Below are 17,938 nucleotides of genomic sequence, written 5' to 3'. Positions count from 1 at the left end.
CAGGTCCTGCCGTGACGAAGGGGCGCCCCGCCTGGGGCGCCCCTTCGTGTTCCTGGGCCGGCGCCCGTCAGGAGCGCGGTGGCCGGGACTCGAGGCGACGCAGGCGTTCGCGCGCCTCGGTGAGGACGGTCGGCTCGACGGCGTTCGCGCGCGCGGGATAGCGGGCGACGATCCGGCGGAGCGCGCTGACGGCTTCGTCGGTGCGGCCGAGGCGCTCGAGCAGCCGGGCCCGTTCCGCGTCCGCGAACTGCCACTCGAACTGGCCCTCGGCGCCGAACTCGAAGGCCGCGGTGACCGCCTCCCACGCCTTGAGCGCGAGCGCATCCTCGCCGGCGGCTTCCAATGCGCGTGCCCGGAGCACCCGGCCCTGGGCGTTCGTCGAGTCGCGACGGAACCCCGACTCGATCATCTCGCGCGCGAGCCCCGCGTTGCCAGCGGCGAGTTCGATCGCGCCATTCACGAACGCAAGGGAGCCCTGCTCGGCATCATGATCCGGACGCGCGAGCTCGCGCATGCGGTCGCGCAGCCGCCGCGCGGTGGCGAGATCGCCCACCCTCACCTGCGCGAGCGCGATGAAGGCGATCATGCGCGCCTCGAGCGGCTCGCGCGCGGCGATCGCGGTGGCGCGGGCGAGCGCCGGACCGGCGAGCGCCCGCTGCCCGAGCATCGCGTCTGTCTCCGCCACGAGCGCCTCATTCCGCAGAGCGGTCGTCCATTGGAGCTTCCTCGTCCCGATGTCGGCCGCCTCGGCGAGCCGCTCGGCCACCGCACTCCACTCGCCCTGATGGGCGTCGAGGTACGCGAGGGAGCGCAGGGCGCGCGCGCGATCAAGGTCGGAACGCGTGCGCATGCGTTCATACGTGGCGCGTGCCGAGTCCGGTAGCCCGGCCCCGACGAGGATCATCCCGTACTGATGGTTGTAGAACGTGTCGAACTCGAGCGTCGAGTCGGTGCGGAACGCGCGCTCGTAGTAGGTGCGCGCCGAGTCGAACTCCGCCGCGCCGCCGCGTCGGGCCGCGGAGAGCCAGGCCGTGCCCCAGTTGAGCACCGAGCCGGCGCTCAGCGGCGAGAGGCGGTCGGCGGTGGCATAGGCGCTGCGCGCCTCGACGTGCTGGCCGGCCGAGAACAGGCTGAAGGCGAGTCGCGTCCACGCCACGAAATCGCGCGGGCGGAGCCCGAGGTAGGTGCGGCTCGCGCGCACCATCGACTCACGGTCCCCGCGAGACCAGGAGACGGAGATCTGGATCCGCAGCGCCTCGGTGAGCGGCAGGCTGTCCGCGAGGGCCATCGCGAGATCGCCGTGCCGACGCGAGTTGGGGACGTCGTTGTTGAACGCGAAGTGCTCCGCGAGCTTGGCGTGCGCCACCGCGAAGTCCGGGTCCAGCTCGACGGCGCGGAGCAGGTAGCCGCGGTAGACGGCCAGCTGGTTCCGTCGCTCGGCCTCGATGGCGAGGGCGTACTCTTGGAGTGCGGCGAGCGAGCGCGTCGAGACGTCAGGCAGCCCGGGTGAGGCGCTCACCGTCGCGCGCGCCTCGCCGAGGTCACGCCGCAGCGTCCGCGCGGCGCGGTCGATCGCCTCGAGGAGCATCGTGTCCGATGGCACGACGAACGTATGGGCGGCGACGACGCGACCGCTCCCCGACTCGAGGATCCTGGTGATCAGCTGTCGCGACGGACCGAGGGCGACGAGCTCGCCGGCGATGACGAAGCGCACGTTCTCGCGCTCGGCGACCTCACGCGCGAGGTCGAGCGGGAGGAACTCGGTGCTGTCGGCGCGCTTCATGCGGCGCATGGCGGCCGCGACGCGGCTGCGCGGGAGCGGCACGACGAAGGCCGACTGCTGCATCGCGGCGGCGACCGCTGCCCCGAGCGTGTGCGAGAGCAGGGTGTCCGGCGTGCGGTTCTCGAACTGCGAGATGAGCACGAACTCGTCGTAGGCGAGGCGAGCCGGCGCGCGACGCGACCAAGCGAACCCGGCGAGCGCGACCAGCGCGATCGCCGCGGCCAGCGTCAGGAGCGCGAGTGATCGACGGCGCGGCGACTGGGCGGGTCGCGGCGCGGGAGCGTCGGCGTTGGCCGGCGACTCCGCGGGCACGGGAGTGACCGAAGCGGTCGTCGGATCGCTCGAGGGCGCTACCCAGAACGGCAGTGGCGCTGCGCCGTCCGTCGGTGCGCGCCGGATCTCCTCGGCGCGTCGCACCACCTGCTCGTCCGGTGCAGCATCAAGCTCACCCTTGAGCATCGTCGCATGCTGTTCCGCGATTCGAATGGCGCCGGCCCGGTCCCCCTGCGCGGCGAGCGCGTCCATCAGCCGCAGGGTGAAGGCGGCACTCAGGGGGTCGAGAGCGAGCGCCCGACGCCAAGCGGTCGCGCGCGCCGCGGGCTCGTCGGCGGCCTCGGCGACCCGGACGGCCGCCGATCGCGCCTGCACCGCGCGACGATCGCGTTCCGCATCGGACCACTGCGAGAACTCGGCGCTCTCGGCGAGATGGAAGCCGTCGAGGAAGGGGCCGCCGTAGGCAGCCAGCGCGTCCGCCCATCGCTTCTCGGCGACGGCGGCGTCGAAGGCGATGACGTCGGCCTCGCACTGCGCGGGGTCGAGCCGGAGGCTCCCCGTCCCTTCGACGAGGTCGGCGCCGAGCTCGGTGCGCATGGCGTAGAGCAGCTGCGAGAGGTTCCGGCGCGAGCGGTCCGCGTCGCCCTCGGGCCAGAGCAGCGTGATGAGCTTGTCGCGCGTGAGTCCGGCGGGTCCCGCCGCGGCGAGCGCGGCAAGGATCGCGATGCGCCTCGGCCCCTGAGGGACCACGCCGCGGTCGGATTCGAGGTGCGGCGTGCCGAGCAACCGGACTCTGAACATGTGAACCGTTCGTGGGAGTGCGCGGAACATGGCGCTCACGCGAGTCCAATGGCCGTTAAGCCGTTGCCCCGCAATGCCATAGGAACATGATACCAGAATGATGTGGCCCTGAGAAGGGCGGAGTAGGTTCGCGGCCGCTACACCGTCGACCTCGGTCAGACCGCCGGACCGAGCCCCTACCCAGAGGTCCGTTGCTCCTCGATTCGGCCCGCGCTATGCTCCGGCGTTCGGCTCTCGCCCTCGTGGCGGGGGCCCTGTGCACGTCGATCCCGGTGGCGGCCCAGTCCCCTGACTGGTCGGGGGTCCTCACGATCTCCCCGACGCCGAGCCCGTACCTGACGGACTGGGAGCGGGTGCCGTCGACCGCCCTGCTGTCCCTGACCTATACGGGGACGGCGGCGACCGACTTCCGGGTCCGGGTAACGCTCACGAGCACGACGCGCGGCCTGGTCGGGACGACCGAGAGCCCGACAGTCACGGTCGCCGGTGGGCCGACGGCCTACCTATATAGTGTGCGCGACGCCGTCTTCGAGTGGACGACGGTCTCCCGCAACGCGGCGATCACCGACGGCGCGCTGAAGACGGGCCAGATCCCCGAAGGCGACTACCGCGCCTGCGCGCGGGTGCTGATCGGGACGGCGGGCACCCAGGCGACAGAGGCGTGCGCCGAGTTCTCGATCCTCCAGCCGGATCCGCCACAGCTGCTCTCCCCGCAGGACAACGACCTCGTCGTCTCGACGCAGCCGTTCTTCCAGTGGACGCCGGTGCTGGCGCCGCCCTCGGTGGGGCTCAACTACGAAGTGACCGTCGTCGAACTGCTCGACGAGAAGCAGCAGCCGCGCGCGGCGCTCGAGTCGAACATCCCGGTGCTGCGATCGGTCACCGCGACCCCGTTCCTGATCTATCCACTGGACGCGCTCCCGCTCGAGCGCACCAAGCGCTATGCGTGGCGCGTGCGGGCCGTGGACGACGCGGGGAAGCAGCTCTTCCGCGACGGGGTCGCGAGCGAGATCTGGTCGTTCGCGATGTCGGACGACCTGCTCCAGCCGGTGGGGAGGGTATCGGATCTGCCCGATGTGCTGGTGCTCATGCCCGGGGTCGCGCAGCTCACCGGCCTCAAGGACGCGCGGATCACGCGCACCGAGACCGACGTCACCATCGACGGTCCGGTGACGCTGCAGTTCCTCGGCGCGGTCGGCGCGAAGGAGCAGGAGGTGCAGGTGAAGGGGCTGCGCGCGGGCTTCCGGGGCGGCGAGCTCTCCGTGCTCTCGGGCACGATCGAGGCCGCCGTGCCGGAGGCATACATCCCGGCGAATCTGCGCGGTCTCGTGACGTTCGCGCCGTTGACGTACACGCCGGCGACCGGCTTCCGCGCGACCGCGATGCTCAAGCTCCCCGGCGCGGCAGCGGTCCCGCTCACGGGCGTGGTGCAGCTCACCACGACGGGGCTCTTCGGTCGGCTCGAAGGTACACGGTCGGTCAGCGCTCCCATCCGCACGATCGGCCGCGCGCCGGTGCAGTACGCGGCGACCGGCGCACGGCTCACGCTGCCCGACGGACGCCTCGAGTTCAGCGGCCAGGTGCTCCTCTTCGAACAGGAGGTCGGCTGCCCCGCCACGGGCGCTGTCGAGGGAGGGATCGTGCGGATGCCGGTCTTCTGCGATCCCTCGAAGGGTTTCCGTCCGGACACGTCGCAGGCGCGGTCGCTCCTCACGTTCGGCACCGTCGCCGGGTCGCTCGCGGCGGACTTCCTGACCGACACGCTCGGCAGCGAGCTCCGGGCACCGGCGACCTTCAGCGTGTTCGGCGATGCCGACCAGTCGTGCGTGCTCCAGTTCACGATGGTGTTCGTCCGCGATGCGATCAAGCGCGAGGACGAGCAGCCGTCGTGCGAGGCCGGCGTGGCGCGCGCCGACTTCGGCTGGGTGACGATGGGCATGTCGAACCTGCGCATCGAGCGGCTCGAGTACGCGCCGGGAGCGTCGCTGGTCTGGCGCGCGCTCGTCGACCTCGAGCCCGAGGTGCGCGCGGCGCGTGACCTCAACCTGCCGACCATCAAGGACGTGCGGCTCGACGAGAACGGCGTGCAGGTGCCGTCGACGAGTTCCGACCAGCCCGGGACCTCCACCTCCGGCTACGCCGAGCTGCAGGGCTTCGGGATCGTCCCGCGCACGATCGGGCTCCGGGGGGGGCTCATCCCCTACGCGCGCTGGCTCCGCGGGGAGGATCCCGGCTTCGAGTGGGGCTCCGGCACGAGCTGGGTGCGCCTCCCGCTCATCGGTCAGGCGAACAGCAGCTGCCTCAACAGCATGCCGCTCGAGGTCGACACGCTCATCATCGCGCGAGGCCGCCTGGAGGCCCCGCTGCAGGAGAAGCGGTTCGACGGCGACGGGTGCAAGCTCTACGCGGCCGAGAACCTGCACGTGATGATCTCGAGCGTGCATGGGGCGGTGCGGCTGGCGCTCGACAGCGCGGCGCACATCACCGAACTGCCGGCGATCACCGGCTCCGCGACGGACCATCGTCCGGACTGCGGGATCATCGTCATCGGCTGCCTCGGTGGCCCGCCGCGCGAGCCGCTCTCGGGCGACATCCGCCTCACGTCGCGTGGCCGGCTCCTCGGCACCGCGGCGGGCTTCAAGGCGAGCTGGGCGACCTTCGATCTCCGGTTCGCGAAGCTCAACCTCGCCGGCGGCACCTTCGTGCTCGGCGTCGACACGACCGGCGCGCAGACGGCACTCTACGACGGCTCGGTGAAGGTCGACTTCGGCAAGATCGACGAGTCGAAGAAGGCCGACACCACCACGAAGAAGGACACCAGCACGGTCGGCTCGGCGACCTCCGCAGCGACGAGCCTCGGGAGCGGACTCGCCTCGGGGGCGAGCGACACGGTGCGCGCGCTGGCGAAGCTCGACTGGATCCGCTCGCGCTTCCTCGGCGGCAAGATCGCGCTCAAGGGCCCGTTCAAGCTCGACGTCGGCTTCGTGAAGTTCATCGTGGCCGAGGCGTCGCTCGACACGCTCGGCCTGCACGTCGAGGGACGCCAGCGGACGATCGTCCGGCACACGACCGCGGAAGCGAAGAGCACCAACACCGCTGCCCGTCCCGACTCGACCTACACGACGAAGGACGACACGGTCGGCGTGACCTTCGCCGGCGTGCGGCTCGATCCGTCGACGGGCGACCTCGCGGCCGGCACCATCACCTTCGACGGGCGGCTCGCACTCGAATCGTCGATCTCGTCGGCGGCGTTCTCGGTGGGCGCGGCGGCGATCGGCGGCGCCGTCACGGGCGGTGGCGAAGGCGCGCTCGCCGCCACCGGGACCGCGGTGAGCAGCACCAACCTCTTCGGCTTCTCGCTCGTCGACGCCACCGGGTCGTTCGATCCCTCTGGCGGACTCGGCGGGAACATCCGGCTCAATCTCCCCTCGACGCCGACGATGGACGCGCAGGGGATGCGGATCAGCGGCACCGCTCCCGCGCAGGCGTCGCTGTTCGGGTCGCGCTACGACGCCGCGTCGGTCGCGTTCGAGAACGGCTTCGCCATGCGCCCGGCCCAAGGGCGCGTGACCGCAGGGCGCGCGCTCTTCAAGGTGAACCAGTATCCGATCGCCTTCCTCGAACCCTCCGGATGGCGCTTCGCGATCGCCGAGCTGGTGCAGACGCTCATCCCCGACACGCTCTTCCTGCCCGACCGTGGCGCCGCGTACGTCGTGCTGCGCGATGCGCAGCGGGCGTTGCTGGTGGAAGTGAACGAGACGCCCGAGGGGCCGCGCATCACCACGCGCGCCGGCACGCCGGTGCGGCTCGTGATCCCGGCGCTCAAGGGGAACCGCGCGTCGGCGCCGGCGGCGACGATCGCGATGGACCTCACGCTGGAGAAGGGGACCTGGCGCCCGCTTGCCGGCGAGATCGTCGCGGCGGCGGCGGGGCTCGCGGCCGACGACTTCGCGAACCCCGACTTCCCGCTGCAGGTGGACTCGGTGATCTTCCGCGCCGTGCGCGACGGGGAGCCCAGCTTCCTCGCGCACGGTCGGCTGGCCGCGTGGGGCGACCAGGCGGAGCCGATGCACCTGGCGATCGGCATCCGCGGCGACGGACAGCTCACCGCCGATGCCAAGCAGGTCTTCCGCGACGACCTGCCGCTCGTCAGCGGGTCGGAGCTCGTCAAGTTCCATCTCGACTCGCTGCGCTTCACCGCGCAGGGCAAGCTCGGCTCCGACTTCCGGTGGCGCCTCGAGCTGCCGGGGCGGCTCGCGTACTTCGATGCCGAACGGCAGCGCGAGAGTGAACTCGCGAAGGCGACCTTCCGGCTCTCGCCTGAAGAGGCGGCGCTCATCGACTTCCGCGCGCTCGACTCGCTGACGACGGTCCGCCTGCCGGGAGTGGACCTGCGGCTCGGTCGCGTGCGCGCCCCGACCTTCCGGTGGGACTTCGCGACCAAGCGCTTCGACTTCGAGCTCCTGTTCGACGTCGGGCTCCAGGTGCCGGCCCTCGACAGTCTCAAGCTCCCCGAGATCCGCGACATCCGGATCACGCCGCAGGGCATGGTGATCCCGTCCTTCGAGATGGGCTCGACGCCGGTGGCGCCGGATGCGACGAACCCCTTCGCGCCGACGGTGACCGAGGTGCGCGTGGGAGGTTTCGCGGTGCGGGCGTTGGCCTTCCGGGTGAGCGAGTTCCGCTGGAACTGGTTCGCGGGTGCGCCGCCCCCGACCTTCGATTTCGGCGTGGACCTCGAGTTCGCGGTGGAGGACCTCCCGTCCGCGGTCGAAGGGCAGGCGGCGCGCATCGCGCTCCGCGCGCTCGACGTCGGCGTGACCAACGGCGCGTTCACCGGGCACTTCGAACCGATCGAGATCCCGGTGCCCATCCGCACGCCGGTCGCGGACATCCGCGGCGCGTTCGGCGACTTCCGCGTCGCGGACGGCGAAGCCCCCGACATCAGCATCGGCGTGATCGCCGACCTGCGGCTCCCCGACCTGATGGCCTGCGCCGACGCGGCCACGCGGTACGTCCCGATGCTGCCGGGGGCCGACACGCTCTTCCTCGCGAGCAACGGCACCATCCGCGGTTCGATGCGCAACGTGCTGCCGCGCTGCCCGATGGACCTCGGACCGTTCGACCTCACGTTCGGCCAGAGCACGGTCACCTTCGGCTACGACGCGGTGCGGAGCCGCGTCGACGTCGCGCTCGACATGGCGGCGACGCTGCGCGTGCCGGGCGACACGCCGGGCGAGACGGTCTCCGCGACGGGTCGCCTGGTGGTGGATGTGGACGAGGGCATCGTCCGCGACGCCTCGATCGCGATCGACCAGCCCTTCTTCTGGGCGCCGGACACGGCGAACCCGTTCCTCAAGCTCATCGTCAGTCAGGCATCGCTCACGGCCGACGAGCTCCGCTTCGGCGCGACCGGGCAGCTCCGCACGAATGAGGGCGCGGGGGTGGACGTCGCGTTCGAGGACGTGGCGTTCGATCTGAACTCCCTCGCGCTCACGAGCGGCCGCATCCGCCTCACGGCGGACGCCGCGGTGGGGATCGAGATCCCCGACGACGGGTCGCTGCTCTTCGGCGTGTACCCGGTCACCACGCCGCGCGGCGGCACGGCCTCGGCGCGCCTGGTGCTGCCGCAGGGCGCGGTGATCGACAGCGCCGGCTTGCACATCAGCGGGACGGGGACGGCCTCGCTCGGCTTCGGCGGGAACGACTATGCAGCCCTCGCTGGCGAGTTCGCGAACGATTTCACCATCTCGACCACGGGCCGGGTGGCCATCGCGCGCGGCCGCATCAACCTCCGGGACACGGGCGGCCAGCTGATCGCCTACGCCGACTCGGTCGGATTCTGGCCCGGCAACGTCTTCGCCGTGCTACCGATCCCGGCGCGCCTCGGACTCCCGAGCCAGGACGTGGCCTGGGTCCAGCTGCGGAATCCGGCGGACACGTCGCTCCTGCTGGTGGAGACCGTGTTCAGCGCGGAGACCGTGCGGCTGCGCACACTCCCGAACCAGCGCATCACCGTCGGATTGCCGGCGCTCGCGAACGGCGGACCGGTCCCCGAGGTGCAGGCCGAGTTCGACCTCGTGCTGAACTCGCGCACGATGCGGCCGGTCTCGGGTGGTCTGCAGCTGGTGGCGGCGGCCGGGCAGTCGCTCGTGCCGATGCAGGGGCTGCCGATCAGCATCACCGAGCTCGGCTTCGGCGCGGACACGGGCGGCTTCCGCCTGCGCGCGGGAGCACGAGCCAAGCTGCCCGGACCGCTGGCCGACGTCGATCTCGAGTTCCGGAACCTCGAGGTGACGGCCACCGGTCTCACCGGCGTGATCGAGCTCGGCGACTACTCGGAGGTCTTCGACCCGACCGCGACGCCGATCGCGCAGGCGAACCTGCTCGGCGACACGCTCTCGGTTGCGTTCACCGGCGCCGAGCTGACCCTGCAGCCGAACGCGAACGTCATCCGGATCTCGGGTGGCATCAAGTCGTCGCTGTTCAAGCTGCCCAGCGGTGCGCCGCGCGTGATCCATCTCGCGGCGACCGTCGATGCGAACGGCTTCCGCGGCACGGCCGACGTGAGTGATGCCGAGACGCCGATCCCGATCGGCGTGGCAGAGCTGCGGCTCGAGAACGGAGCGAACAAGCCGGCGCTCGCGGTGACCGCGACGGCGCAGGAGTTCGCGGTGGTGCTGGGCGGGTCGATCCGCCTGCCGACCGTCGCGCCGGGCTTCTCGCTCGGGGTCGAGGACTTCAAGGTGGGCTCGGCGGGGATCGCGATCCCCTCGGTGTCGGTGACGGCGCCCGCGAACACGAAGGAGTTCGACCTCTTCGGGGCGCGGTTCGCCTTGCGCGACTCGACGGTGGGGACGACGCAGGTGGCGCCGGCGATCGGGATCGCGTTCGATCGCGGGGTCGTCCGCTTCACGCTCTCGGGGCACGTGACGCTCCTGCAGAACACGACCCGGTTCATCGGCCTGCAATTCTCGACCGACGGCCAGTTCGCACTGCAGGGGGCGAACTTCCTCTCGCAGCCCATCGATCTGATCGCGAACACCGCGCGGCTCACGCAGGCGTCGATCGTGAACAACGGGTTGGAGCTGCGCGGCGACGTGCGGCTGCCGAAGCCGTTCACGCAGCAGGCGGCGCAGGAGATCATGGTCCGGATCAACGCCGACGGCACGGTGACCGGCGGCGGACGGATCGTGGTCATCGCCGAGGCGGAGGGGCTCGCGACGGCGCAGACCAAGCTGAGCGTGGGCATCGCCGCCTTCCACCTGCGGCGGCTCGACGTCGAGCTCGACTTCAGCAACATGGCGAACACCGCGGTCGGCATCGTCGCGGACGTCTACATCGAGGAGAAGCAGGAGAACCTGCTGCGCTTCGGCAGCGTGCAGGGGAACACCGTCACACCGGGCCTGCGGATCAGCGCGGTGGGGCAGGTGACGTGGGGCGGGCTCACGATGCCCGGGTCGATCACGATGACGATGGGCCCGGTGGCGCTGGTGTTGCGCGACGTGACCGCGACCTCGACGCCCACCGGCGGATTCGAGGTGGACATCAGCGGCGAGCTGGGGCTCGACCTCTCCGGGAGCGGCGGGTCGCTGACCTTCCAGCACGTCGGATTCACGTCGGAGGGCGAGATCCGCCTCGGCTCGGCGCGGATCGACGGCGGGACGCTGACGATCCAGGACAAGGTCAAGATCGTCGTCGGCAAATTCGCGTTCTCCGAGAGCGACACGAGCATCTATGTCCCGGTGGCGCGGCCGCCGTCCTCGAACGGCGAGATCCAGCGCGACAGCGCGCTCACCGCCGTCTCGATGTTCGTCGACTTCGGCGCCTCGGTGGACATCGCCGACGTCTTCTCGGGCGGCGTGGACCGCGTGCTCGTCTACGTGAAGAGCGCCGACAGCACGAACCACTTCCTGATCGAGAACCTCGCGGTCAAGATCCCGGGCGTCATCGAGTTCAAGGCGTCGATGAGCTATGACGAGTTCCCGGACGGGTTCGACATGGCGCTGTCGACGGAAGGCGTGCTGCTGAGCGCCTACCGGATCGGCCTCGTCGGCGTGATGGGGCAGCGGGCAGGGGTGTTCCGCGCAGGCATCTTCCTGCGGACGAGCCTCACCGTGCCCATCGTCCCCGGGATCGTCACGCTCACCGAGGTGGGCGGCGGGCTCTTCGTGAACCCGTATCCGTCCGATCTCCTGCTCGTGAAGAGCGTGGCCGGGATGAACGGACCGGCGGCGAACCGGATCGGCATGCCACCGGCGAGCAAGTTCGCCGTGATGCTCTACGCCGGCTTCGCGGTTGGCGGGGTCAACGGCGCCTCGGTCGCGGCAGGCAAGGCCCTCGTCACGATCACCGACAAGGCGTTCCAGATCAACGCGACGGCGACGTTCTTCAACCTGACCGACCAGATCACCGGCGACCTCGCGCTGCAGGTCGGCTGGGAGCCGGCCGCGTATGTGCGCGGCATGGTCGCGCTCGACATCAAGATGGACAGCACGGTGAAGGGCACGGCGAGCGTCGAGTTCTTCGCCGGCAGCAACGTCTTCGCCGTGAAGGGCAAGGTGGACCTGATGATCCTCGGCACGATCCAGTCGTACGCCGACGTGATCATCGTGCCGAGCGGCTTCACCGCCAACCTGGGCTTCCGCGTCCAGCGGGCGACGAGCATCGTGTCGGTGGATGTGGGGGCGAACCTCCGCATCTGGTTCCGGCCGTCGACGAACGATCTCGGGGCGTACTTGCGATTGTACGGCAACGTGACCGCGCTCGGCATCACCGGCGCGATCGAACTGGTCGGCGCGCTCGTCATCCAGCCGGAGCTCGCGATCTACGCGCAGGGCACGGCGCGCGTGGTCGGCGTGCCCGAGCTCCGCGTGGATGTCTGGGTGCAGTACACCAACGCCGGCTTCGCGGCGGGGCTCGGACAGAATCAGGAGCTCGCGGCGGTCCTGGCGCGCGCGGAGCAGATCGCGGCGGACCTGACGGCCGAGGCGAATCGGATCCTCGCGGGGATCGACGCGGCGGCGCAGGAACGGGCGCGGACGCCGCTCGGGGTGTCCGAGGCGAGCCTCAGTGCGGCCTACGACAACTTCCAGCGGTGGTCGGCCGGCGAGCGCCTCCTCTTCTGGGGCATCTTCATCGCTGGGGAGGGGACGTATGGTGCCGGCTTCGCGCCGATCACATCGAACGATCCGTACATCCCCTTCTACGACCGGACGCTGCGCGAGAAGTCGGCGGGGTCGGACACGGCGTTGGTGAAGCAGCTCCGCGAGGAGGCCCGCGTGAAGCTGCAGGTCATCGCCGATCGCCGGGCCGAGGTGGAGACACGGATCCGCGCGCTGCGCCTGGATCTGGATGCGGCCGAACAGGCCGCGGCCTTCGTCGCCCCGGTCGATCCGGTGACCGACAGCGCCTCAGGCTCGCCGTCGCTCGTGCCGGGACCGGTCGGCACGGACGGTCGCGCGACGATGATCGTCGCGAATCCCCCGCGCTTCGAGCTCGACGACCGGCTCGCCGCGACGGCGCGCTCGACGATGACCACGGCCGCGCGGTCGAGCGCGGCCGCCGCCCCGGCGCTGCGCGCGCAGCTGGCGAAGGTCGAAGCGGGGCTCACGACGGTGATGGCCGCGACGACCGCGAGCGACCCGAACTCGTTCGCGAGCTATGCCCGCGTGCACAACGACGTGGTCGAGGCGATCGAGCACCAGTTCGCCGCCGACATCGACTTCCGGATGCGGCGCCGCGGCTGGGTCCAGGGCAAGCTCGATACGCTCGCGACCGAGCGCGCGAACGTCGTGCAGAAGCTGAGCGACCGGATCGAGGCGATGGTCGATCTCGAGCGCGCGAACACGGCGCAGCCCGACCGCATCCAGCGTCTGCGGATGATCTTCCATATCGACACCATCGCCCTCCATCGCGCGCGACTGCTCACCTCGTGGAGCGGCGACCAATCGATCCTCGCGAGCTATCAGAGCAACGCGGCGACGCATCTGGCGACCGCCAACTCGTACGTGACCACGCTCCGCAACGATCCCGGCAATGGCGGGGCGTCGGAGAACCTCAATCTCGAGATCGAGTGGTTCCGCACGCAGGCGATGGACTACGGCCTCCAGGCCTGGTGGGGCGTCGCGAACACCGGCCTGACGACCGCGCTCTCGGGTGCCGCGGGCCTGGTCGCGAGCGCCGACGCGAGTGCGCGCCCCGTCGTCCGCGCGATGCGGGACATGCACGCGAACATCACGACGCAGCTCGGCTCGCTCAACCAGCGGCAGCGCGAGCTCGTCGGCACGCTGCACGACCTCTACGACGGCTACCTCCGCAACTACGGCGCCACCGACAGCATCGGGCAGGCCTACACGGCACGGCGCGCCTCGCTGGCCGAGCTGCTCGCGACGCCGCGGATGGCGACCACCACCGTCACCGTCACCGACTTCGGCTTCCTCTCGTCGATCCAGTCCACGTGGAGCGGCACGCACGCGCGCGGCATCTACGAGTACCTCATGCAGGAAGGCGCCGACTCGCTCATGACCGTCGGCGCGCAGGGCAACGCGCGGCGCTGGGCGTACACCACCGATCTCGCCGGCACGAGCGTGCCGATGAACCAGCGCCTCCAGGTGCGCGGCGGTGCCGGCTTCACCGCGCAATCGCTGACCTCGTACACCGTCACCTTCCGTCGCGGCTCGAACGGGAACCCCGTCACGCAGGTCGCGACGCCGCCGACCGATATCACGGCGCCGAGCGGTCCCGTCGTCGAGTTCCCCGGCCTCATCTCGCGCGTCAGCGCGATCGGCGCGACCCAGTTCTGGACCGGCACCGGTGACCACTTCGTCGCGAGCTGGTCGGCGAACGATCCCGAGAGCGGGATCGCCGAGTATCTCTATCGGGTCGTGACGCTCACTCCCGCGACGGGCGGCAGCACCACGCTCTCCTTCCTGGGCGGGGGGGGCGGCATTTCGCTGCCGCGCCCGCCCACGGCGACCGAACTCCTCCCCTGGACCAGCGCGGGTGGCCGCACGAGCGTCACCATCAACGGGCTCGTGCTGCCGGCCGACAAGGAGATCTTCGTCGAGGTCCGCGCGCGGAATGGCGCCGGCCTCATGGGACCGGCGCGCAAGTCGCCCGCGCTCCGGCACGACGTCACGCCGCCCGCCTTCGCCGCGGGGACCACGCTTGGACCGCCACCGAGCTCCACGCCGCTCTACAACACGATGGGGTCGAGGACCGGCATCTCCTACATCGGGATGACCGTCGGCGGCTACACGCCGCCGCTCGAACCGGTCTGCGGCTACGCGGGCTGGGCCCGCCTCGGGGGGGCGCAGCCGAAGGTGTGGGACGGGCGCCTGCTCACCGTCACGCCCGACAACGGCGTGGTGGGCGCGACCTCGCCGACGATCACGCTCGCCTTCCCCACCGCGAGTGACCCCGAGACCGGGATCTACGCCTACGGATTCCGGGTCGACACCGTCGCGCCCGCTGCCGCGGACCCGAACGCGCCGTGGGCTGACATCCCGGCGGCGGGGCCGACCTTCGTCGCGCGCGGGCCCAGCATGCTGTACGGACGTCCACTCTGGATCTCGCTCGCCGCATGGAACGGCGGCGGTGCGCGCTCCGCGCCGCTCGTCTACGGGCCGGTGACCATCGCCGACCCCACGGGGCCGAGCGCGCCGATGCATTGCGGTGACTATGCCGCCGGCGGTTTCATCGCCTACCTCACGACGCTCTCGACCGACGCCGAGAGCGGGGTGCGCGGCTATCAGGTGCGCGTGCGCGGTCCGAACGGCGCCATCCTGCGCGACTTCCCCGCGGCGACCGCGGTGGATCTCCCCGCGAGCCAGGTGACGCCGGGGCGCGGTATCCGCCTGCCGGTCACGGTCGCGACCGGTGGCAACCACCGCGTCGAGGTCCGCGCCGTGAATGGTGCGGGTGTCGCGGGCGACGTGAACATCAGTGGCGAGATCCTCGTCGACGTGACCGCGCCGTCCGCGCCAGGCGTGGTGCCGGACCGTCAGTTGAACGCCGTGCGGGTGCGGCTGGCGATCACCGCGGACCCGGAGAGCGGGATCGGCGGCGTCGACATCGCCTTCGGCACGTCGGCGTACGAGCCGTCGGGGAAGTTCGCGGCGACGCAGATGCTCCTGCCGTACACGAGCTATCCGGCGACAGCGGGAAGCAGCCAGCTCATTCTCTCGTTGCCGGCGAACGTGCTCGCGGAGCCGATGCTCTACGTCTACGTCCGCGCGCGCAACGGCGCGGGCATCAGCAGCACCGCCGTCGCGGCGAGGGTCCACTGATGCGTCACTCCGTTCGCCCGCTGCTCGGCTTGGCGCTCGCCGCCGCCACGGCGCTCGCGCTCCCCGCGCAGGGACCGCCGGTCACCACCGCGGGCAGTACCGCGGCGGAGGGCGGCCGTCTCGCCGTCGTCGTCGCGGATGGACGCGTCTTCATCTACCCGAGCCGCGCCCCATCCGACGGCGAGGGATGGTTCATCTCGCGTGACGGCGTCCGCGTCGACCGCGAGCCGATGATCGGCGCACAGGGACCGGCCGAGTTCGCCGAGATCGTCGGGCCGGACATGGCCTTCGTCGAGGAGATCGCCGGCACGCGCGGCTCGCTGCCGACCTGGCGCCGCCTGCGTGCCGGCGGGTCCGCCACCGGCATCGCGCAGGTGCTCTCGCCGCGCACCGCCTTGGCGCTCGGCGCACTCTACGTCGATTCCACCGTCGCGCCCGGCTCCGTGCACACCTACGAGGCGCAGCTCGTGCGGCTCTCGCGCCCCGACTCCGTGCTGCGGCGCGTGGGCGCGGTCGTGCGCGTCGTGACGACGGTGATCCCGGCGCCGGCGGCCCCGCGCGGTCGTGTGCGCGACGGCATGGTCTCCATCACCTGGCCCTCGCCCGCCTTCACCGGCGCCTCGGACGATCCGATCGTCGCGTATGTCGTCGAGCGCGCCGACAGTGCCGGCGCGTTCGCCCGCCTTACGGCGCGGCCGATCATGCGCCTCGTCGATCGCGAGAGCGGTCACTCGGACGAGTCCGCCGAGCCGGGACGGCTCTATCGGTATCGCGTCCGCGCCGCCGACCTCATCGGCCGGCTCTCGGAGCCGAGCGCGGTGGTGACGGTGCGCGCGCCGGGGCAGCGGGGCCCGTTGCCGCCGGTCGCCGTCGGCGCGTCGGTGGAGGAGGGGCGCATCCGCGTCGTTTGGACGCTCCCGCCCGAGCCGCAGGCGCGCGCGTATCACGTCGAGCGGTCGGCCGGCGGCGACTCGGCCTACGTGCGCGTGACGCGCACGCCGATCCCGTACGAGTCCCCCGAGTTCGTCGACACGCTCGTGCGGGGCCGCATCATCTACTCGTATCGCGTGCGCGTGCTCGACGACGCGGGCCGCGCGGGACCGCCGTCCAATCCCGCTGCGACGCGCGCGATCGACAACACGGCGCCGGCCGCGCCGTCGACCCTCGCGGTGCGGCCGCTGCCGGGTCATGCGGTGCGGCTCACCTGGCGCGCGCCCGCCGACCGCGACCTCCGTGGCTACGAGATCCATCGCGCCGAGCCGGGCGACACGATCTTCGCGCGCCTCACTGGCGAGCCGCTCGCCGCGCTCGCCTATGCTGACTCCGGCTACGACGGCGCGACGCTCGAACCCGGCCGCGAGTACACCTGGCGCGTCGTCGCGGTCGACAGCTCCGGCAACACGTCGCCGTTCGCCTCGGTGCGCTATCGCCTGCCTGACGACGAGGCGCCGGACGCCGTGCGCAGTCTCCTCGTGCGCAACGTCCTCGGTCGTCACGTCGAAGTGGTGTGGGCGCCGAGTCCGTCGGTGGATGTCGTGCGCTACGCCGTCGAACGGTCGGCGGCCGCCGGCGGTGCGCCGGTCCTCGTCGGGACCGTATCGGCGAGCGGGGCCCTCAGCATCCGTGACACCACCGCCACCAAGGGGCGCCTCGCGCGCTGGTCGGTGATCGCCATCGACTCGGCGGGCAACCGCGGGCCGGCGGTCATCGACACGCTCACCTTCCGCGATCTCTCCAAGCCGCCCGCCCCCCGTCGCGTCACGGCGGTCCGGGCCGCCGGCGCGACGACGGTGAAGTGGGAGCGCGTCGTCAGCCTCGACTTCCGCGGCTACGTCGTCTATCGCGCCGAGCGCACCGACGGCCCGCGCACGCGCCTGACGGCGACACCGGTCACCGCGCTCGAGTTCGTCGATCGCGCCGGGACGCCGACGTCGCGCTACATCGTGCGGGCCATCGACACGAACGGCAACGAGTCGGACGAGAGTCCGGTCGCCGTCACTGCGGAGCGTCGCCCATGAGCGTGCGCGCGCTGCGTCTCCTGCCGGTGTTGCTCGCCATCGCGCTCGTCGCGGCGGCGCCGGCCGAGGCGCAGGCGACGCCGCCGCGCCGCCCGCAGCCGGTGCTCCGCGCCGAGCTCGATCCCGCGGTGCGGCCGACCGTCGATCGCCTGCGCGAGGCGCTCGCGGCGCTCGCGGCCGTCGATCGTGAACTCATGCCCGCCGAAGGATCGAGCACGCTGCGCGGGGCGGACGAGGCGACGCTCGATCGCCGGGCGCGCGCCCGCGCGCGCGTCACGGCCGGGCTCGACACACTCCTCGCCGCCGGACCGCGCGGGCGCGCGGCGATCAAGTTGCTCGCCACCGAGTGGCCGGGGATCGATCAGGTGCGGCGCACCGAGGTGCGCGCCGCCTTCCTCGCGCGCGACGCGGCCGACGCGCTCCAGCTCGTCGAGCGGATGCAGGCCACCGCTCCGCGCGACACGCAGGCGCTCCGGTGGCGCGCCGAGGCGCTCGATTCGCTCGCGCGCCCGGCTGACGCGCTCCGCACGCGGCAGGCACGGTTCGAGCTCGCGCCGGAGGACGAGGACGGGTGGCGCGCCCTCCTGCGCGCGCACGAATCGGCTGGGACGCTGCCGCGCTTGCGCGACAGCCTTGCTCGGCTGCGCATCGTCTATCCCGACAGCCGCGCCGTGCGCGAGCACGAGATCGAGGTGCTGCATCGGCTCGGCCGCCGCGATGAGGCCGCGCGCATCATGGCGGATACGCTCGGGGTGGCGCGGTGAGCGGCGGCC

The 17,938-nt window shown here is 71.7% G+C and carries 4 protein-coding genes; 3 read left to right on the top strand and 1 reads right to left on the bottom strand.

What is annotated here, in order from left to right:
• Nucleotides 1–67: 67 nt before the first annotated feature.
• The gene (locus tag IPJ78_01630) at nucleotides 68–2,857 is read right to left on the bottom strand and encodes a hypothetical protein (GenBank protein MBK7905246.1); all 2,790 of its coding nucleotides are present in this window, start codon (nucleotides 2,855–2,857) and stop codon (nucleotides 68–70) included.
• A gap of 215 nt (nucleotides 2,858–3,072) precedes the next feature.
• Here IPJ78_01630 and IPJ78_01625 point away from each other — a divergent pair, with 215 nt between their 5' ends.
• From IPJ78_01625 to IPJ78_01615, 3 genes are read left to right on the top strand one after another with little or no spacing between them, the layout of a single operon-like run.
• Nucleotides 3,073–15,147, top strand: coding sequence for a hypothetical protein (locus tag IPJ78_01625; protein MBK7905245.1), 12,075 nt, complete (start codon nucleotides 3,073–3,075; stop codon nucleotides 15,145–15,147).
• On the top strand, nucleotides 15,147–17,165 hold the full coding sequence (locus IPJ78_01620) for a hypothetical protein (GenBank protein ID MBK7905244.1): 2,019 nt from the start codon (nucleotides 15,147–15,149) through the stop codon (nucleotides 17,163–17,165). Before IPJ78_01625 ends, IPJ78_01620 begins: the two co-directional genes overlap by 1 nt.
• Nucleotides 17,162–17,929, top strand: a complete 768-nt coding sequence (locus tag IPJ78_01615; protein MBK7905243.1) for a hypothetical protein — start codon at nucleotides 17,162–17,164, stop codon at nucleotides 17,927–17,929. Before IPJ78_01620 ends, IPJ78_01615 begins: the two co-directional genes overlap by 4 nt.
• The last annotated feature ends 9 nt before the right edge of the window (nucleotides 17,930–17,938 follow it).

It is taken from the genome of Gemmatimonadota bacterium (assembly GCA_016714015.1).
In the GTDB taxonomy this organism is placed as follows: domain Bacteria; phylum Gemmatimonadota; class Gemmatimonadetes; order Gemmatimonadales; family Gemmatimonadaceae; genus Pseudogemmatithrix.
Note: the sequence above shows the minus strand (reverse complement) of the source record. Positions and strands in the feature narration are given on the sequence as shown.